Genomic DNA, 5,522 nt, shown 5'->3' with positions numbered 1-5,522 from the left:
TCTCCCCTCTCCCATCTCCCATCCCCTCCATGTCCAGATCCCGCGAACCACTAATTAACCTCGCCTTTTATCATGCTTTCAAGCAACCATTTATCAGTCCCTTCTTTTACTTATATCTGCGGGGGAAAGTGGTCGGCACGGAGCATGTACCCAGATCGGGCGGATTTGTATTAGTTAGCAATCATGGCAGTAATTTCGATCCGCCATTATTGTCGGCTGCGGTATTGCGACCTGTCGCCTATATGGCTAAAGAAGAACTGTTTGATATACCAATATTGAAAAATGCGATTAAATTATATGGCGCGTATCCAGTTAAACGCGGTGCCGTAGATCGAGCGACAATTCGAGCGGCGTTAGCTTTTTTAGAGGATGGTTGGGCGGCGGGAATTTTTCTTTCTGGTACGCGGACGATCGATGGTAAGGTAGTCGATCCCAAGCCCGGCGCGGCTTTGATTGCAGCTAAGGCTCAAGTACCGCTGCTACCCGTCTGTTTGTGGGGGACGCACGCGATCGAACAAAAAGGCAAAAAATTCCCCCAAGCTACTCCCGTAACCGTGAGAATTGGCGAGTTAATTCCGCCACCAACCGATACTAAAAGATCGGAACTCGATCGCGTTACGGCAATCTGTACGACTAAAATTAATGAGTTGCACGATCTGGGGAGATAATTAATAATTAATAATTAATAATTAATAATTACTTACCTTCTATCCTTTATCCTCTTCGCACATATGGAAAATCTCCGCGCACAATTAACCGAACTTGTTGATGAAGCTGAGCTAGAATGGCTCAAACCCCATATTCAAAAAGACGCCGTAATTTTAGTCGTTCCCGAACTAGATATATTAGATGTCGGCGTGGCGATTGCTAGCGATAATACTCAATCAGTGCAACATTGGATCGGCGAACAACTGCTAGTCAAACCATCACCAGAAATTCTCAATCGCTGGAATACAAATCCCCATCAAAAATTTCAAGCGATGATTATTCAACCTTATGTTTTAGTTAAAGAATTAGCGAACGAACTAGTCTAATTTTAGTAATTAGCAAGTTGGTAAATTCTGGTGAATTCGGCACTAACAAAAACCTAAATCTTCACCCTTACCAGCATGTACTAAAGCTAATCGTGCGTATTTTTGGGCATGAACGATTAAACCTTGAGCTTCAGCATCATCTACCGATCTGAGGCATTTTGCTGGTACGCCAACCATTAACGATCGCGACGGGACATCCTTTGTCACCACGCAACCCGCACCAATAATACTACCAGTTCCCACGCGCACACCATCTAGCACGATCGCCCCAATGCCAATCAAACAGCCTGTTTCGATATAGGCAGAATGAATCACGGCGCGATGTCCGACGGTGACATAGCTCTCTAATATTGTCGGTTGTCCGGGGTCGCCATGCAAGATCGCCCCATCCTGGATATTGGTACTTTTGCCAATTTCAATCCGTTCGACATCACCCCGGACTACCGCACCATACCAGATACTCACTCCCGATGCGATCGAGACATTTCCCATCACCACCGCACTCTTCGCGACAAATGCCGCCTGAGAGATGTCTACAGGTGCCCAGAAGGTGGGTAAATCTAGTCGATCGGGGAATAGAGTCATTAGTGCGTCAATGGCGACTACAGGCTCAATTTTACTCGATCGAGTGCAAATTTTAGCAGCTCGTTTTAGATCTCGAAATAGCTGAGGCGTAGATCTTTACCCCACCCTAACCCTCCGAGTCCCATCATCAAGTCAATTGACACATACTTTTAATCTTCGATCGAATTCGATCGCCCATCATTCTAAGCTAAACTTCTCAATTCTCCATCCCCTAACGTCCCTTCAACTGAGCGATCGTATCCATCACCTGCTGATAATAATCCATCTGCCCCTGCTGGCGAAATAAATCAGCCCCCTTGCTCAGATCGGCGAGCGCTCCCTGTCGATCTGCTAGATCCAATTTAACTGTGCCTCGGCCAATGTAAGCAGCAGCCAAGTTCGGATTAATTTTAATCGCCCGATCGAAATCAGCAATCGCGCCTTTTTTATCTCCTCGCTCCAATTTAGCTTGACCCTGCTCGATGTAAGCGATAGCATCGTTGGGATTAATTTTAATCGCCCGATCCCGCTCGGTAATTGCTCCCTGTCCCTTTAACTGAGCAATCATTCCCATTACCTCCTGATAAGAATCCATCTGCCCCTGCTGACGAAGTAACTCAGCCGCTTTGTCTAAATCCGCGATCGCTCCCTGCTTATCTCCTAAATCCACTTTAATTCCACCTCTGCCAATATAAGCAGCAGCTTGGCTAATGTAAGCAGCAGCATCTTTGGGAGTAATTTTAATCGCCCGATCGTAATCGGCGATCGCTCCCTGTTTATCGCCTAGAGCCGATTTAACTGCACCTCGGCTACTATAAGCATCAGACAAGTTTGGATTAATTTTAATTGCTCGATTGAAATCAGCGATCGCTCCCTGTTTATCTCCCTGATTATATTTAGCTAGACCCTTCTCAACGTAAGCTATAGCATCGTTCGGATTAATTTTAATCGCCCGATCGCGATCGGCAATCGTTCCCTCTCCCTTCAACTGAGCAATTAGCTTCATCGTCCGTTGATATGAATCCATCCGCCCTTGTTGGCGAGATAACTCAGCACCCTTACTTAAATCCGCGATCGCGCCCTGTTTATCTCCCCAAGCTAATTTAGTTAAACCTCGGCTACCGTAAGCCTCAGCATAATTGGGATTAATTTGAATCGCTCGATCGAAATCAGCGATCGCTCCCTTTTTATCTCCTAGATCTGATTTAACTGTACCTCGAAAAATGTAAACCTCAGCATAGTTAGGATTAATTGTAATTGCTCGATCGAAATCAGCGATCGCGCCTTTTTTTTCGCCTTGATTCAATTTAGCCGTACCTCGGAAAAAATAAGCCGCATCATAGTTGGGATTAATTTTAACTGCCCGATCGTAATCAGCATTCGCGCCCTTATTATCTCCTAGATCCGATTTAGCTGTACCTCGGTGCATGTAAGCATCAGCCGAGTTCGGATTAATTTGAATCGCTCGATCCAAATCAGCGATCGCTTCCTTCTTTTCGCCTTGATTTAATTTAGCCGTGCCTCGGCTAACATAAGTCTCAGCATAATTGGGATTAATTTTAATCACCCGATCGAAATCAGCGATCGCGCCCTGATTATCTCCTACAGCCAATTTAGCACTACCTCGGCCATTATAAGCATTAGACAGGTTCGGATTAATTTTAATTGCTCGATCTAAATCCGCAATTGCTCCCTGATAATCTTTGCCACTTAATTTAGCGATACCCCGACCCTCATAAGCATAGCTGTCTTCTCGATCGCCAATCAAGTCGTCATAAACTTTAATCGCGGCTGCGTGCTGTTTTTGTAGAACTAAAATCAGGGCTTTGTCATATAGCAATGTTCGATCTTGCGGTTCTAGTTTAATCGCTGTGTCGATCGATACTAATGCCTTGCCATACTGTTGTTGAAGTATAAAAATCCCACTTTGATGCTTCCAGAAATAGTAGTAATTGGCACGTTTTGAGGTGGGGACTGCTGCGATTGCTTTGGCGATCGCCACACTAGCTAGGTCAGGTTTTACTAAAAACCTTAGTGATAGGGCTTTACCATAATTACCAGTTAGGATCTGACCCCGATCGATTGCCATATCGAAGGCAGTTACAGATTTCTCTAGTTGCCCAATCCGGTAGAGTTGATTTCCATAAGTGAGCCAGCGTTCGCCACTGTCTTCAGACGTGGGCGGGGCTAAATTTACCACCATATAAATGGTTTGGAGATCGCGGGTGGTTAAGGCTGGGGCGGGATTTTTGGCGAGCTTGAGTAATTTAGGATTGAGTTGGAGTCGTGGTGCTAAACCAATTAAGGTTTGGATCGATATGCCTTGACTCTTGCCTAGCATTACACCCTCAGTCTGTTCGGCTCGACCATGAATGCCGATAACTCTACCAGCAGTATCGAAGACACCCCCACCGCTCATCCCGCCATAACTGATACTGGTGTAGATAAGGTCATAACCATTACTAAAAGATTTTCGATCTTGAGTTTCAAATTTCCCTATCTCTCGCTCGAAAATATTTCCGGGATTGAGTTGCCATTGCCACAGAGGGCTATTAATTTTATCTCGCCCTGGGAAGCCACCTGCTAGGACAATTTCTTTGTTATTGGGGCTAATTTCACTGAGTTGAGCAATGGGGTAGATGTTAGTGCTGGTGAATTTGACGATCGCCAGATCGACACCTGTTGCTAGTACCGTGCTGGTAAGATTGTGGGTATCTTGGTCGTAGGTGATGAGTCGATTATTAGTACGTCTTTGTTGAGTTTCCTCATTTTCTAGTACGTGTTTAGCTGTGACGACATAATAACTATTCCCCTCTCTAGCAATAATTACCCCCGAACCATTACCGCCACTATTTTCGATTCTGACTGTCTGTTTGCGGGCGAGATCGTTGAGCTTTGCCATGTAGCCAGTCGGGTTGGCTTGGGGCTGAATTTGTCCGACTGCTAAGCCATTAAATTTATAACGATAAAGGATGTCTGGCTTCACTTTAATCAGGAAATTATAGACAGGTACGCCCCAATTAGCCGAGCGATATTTTGCCGCGAGTTTAGCTAAAGGTTTACTCCCATCGCTGTAAGTATAGTTAGGTAAAATCGGAGCGGAACCAATGGTATTGATGCCTAACAATACCCCCCGCACATCAAGGATCGCGCCGCCGCTCATTCCTTGACGTAGACCTTTTTCGCCTTTACTTGTGGTGTAGCCGATTTGGGTGCCATTATCGAAGGGAATATCCGAAAGTTGGGAGACTTGTCCGCTGGTGATGCGGATTTCTCTGGAGTCGAAGGGAAATCCGGCACTGTAGATGGTGCGCTCGGCGTCGAGGGGTGAGGTGGTGGATAAGTTGGCAAGTGTGTACTGTTTCTGACTGGTAAATTCTAATAGTGCGAGATCGTATTTGGCATCGAAGCCGCCATCGATGGGCTTGGCGGTGTGTTTTTGTCCGTCTGGGGTTTGAATCTCAAATTTGCTGCCGCGCCTGGTGACGTGGGCATTGGTGAGGATGAGATAGGAGTTGCCTTTTTTGGCGATGAGTACCCCAGAGCCGCCGCTGTTATTGGCAGTAATCCGCACGGTGATTCGTTGGGCAGTTTGGCGGACTGCTTGGGGACTGAGGGGTTCGGAATCGGCAATTTGGGCAATGCTACCATCTGAGGTATCGACGCGCTCTAAGCTCCAGGCTGGGGGTACGAATAGGAGGGTAGAAAGTAGGATGGCAAGCGTCGGTCTCATTGGTGTGGAGGAAGATGTAATATTTTCTATTTTGGGCGGGTTGCGATGTTTAATGCGGGTCGTAAAACTACATCGACAATCCAGTGACAAATATCCATACTTCTCTTGTACTAGTACTGCTGGCGTGACTAGCTCTTCTAATCGTGCTGCTATTAATAAAAGGGCGTTGCTGATTTAAGGTATGATTTGCC

At 46.0% G+C, this 5,522-nt stretch carries 4 protein-coding genes; 2 read left to right on the top strand and 2 right to left on the bottom strand.

Annotation, left to right across the window (positions count from 1 at the left end):
* The first annotated feature begins 29 nt into the window (after positions 1 to 29).
* Entirely contained in the window at positions 30 to 668 is a 639-nt protein-coding gene (locus RMO35_RS22480; protein ID WP_309744507.1) for a lysophospholipid acyltransferase family protein, read from the top strand.
* A gap of 63 nt (positions 669 to 731) precedes the next feature.
* Entirely contained in the window at positions 732 to 1,034 is a 303-nt protein-coding gene (locus tag RMO35_RS22475) for a DUF2288 domain-containing protein (RefSeq protein ID WP_309744505.1), read from the top strand.
* A gap of 42 nt (positions 1,035 to 1,076) precedes the next feature.
* Here RMO35_RS22475 and RMO35_RS22470 read toward each other — a convergent pair whose 3' ends face one another.
* Both RMO35_RS22470 and RMO35_RS22465 read right to left on the bottom strand, forming a co-directional pair.
* Complete coding sequence (locus RMO35_RS22470) at positions 1,077 to 1,619, bottom strand: gamma carbonic anhydrase family protein (protein WP_309744502.1); 543 nt, start codon at positions 1,617 to 1,619, stop codon at positions 1,077 to 1,079.
* Positions 1,620 to 1,830: 211 nt separating this feature from the next.
* Positions 1,831 to 5,331 (bottom strand): tetratricopeptide repeat protein, encoded by a 3,501-nt coding sequence (locus RMO35_RS22465; protein WP_309744501.1) that lies wholly within the window; start codon positions 5,329 to 5,331, stop codon positions 1,831 to 1,833.
* Between the last annotated feature and the right edge of the window lie 191 nt (positions 5,332 to 5,522).

It is taken from the genome of Chamaesiphon sp. OTE_20_metabat_361 (genome assembly GCF_031364565.1).
Note: the sequence above shows the minus strand (reverse complement) of the source record. Positions and strands in the feature narration are given on the sequence as shown.

Excerpts from the sequence above, each read along its gene's own strand:
- RMO35_RS22480 (WP_309744507.1), top strand. The coding sequence starts at position 30 with ATGTCCAGATCCCGCGAACCACTAATTAACCTCGCCTTTTATCATGCT.
- RMO35_RS22475 (WP_309744505.1), top strand. The coding sequence starts at position 732 with ATGGAAAATCTCCGCGCACAATTAACCGAACTTGTTGATGAAGCTGAG.
- RMO35_RS22470 (WP_309744502.1), bottom strand. The coding sequence starts at position 1,619 with ATGACTCTATTCCCCGATCGACTAGATTTACCCACCTTCTGGGCACCT.
- RMO35_RS22465 (WP_309744501.1), bottom strand. The coding sequence starts at position 5,331 with ATGAGACCGACGCTTGCCATCCTACTTTCTACCCTCCTATTCGTACCC.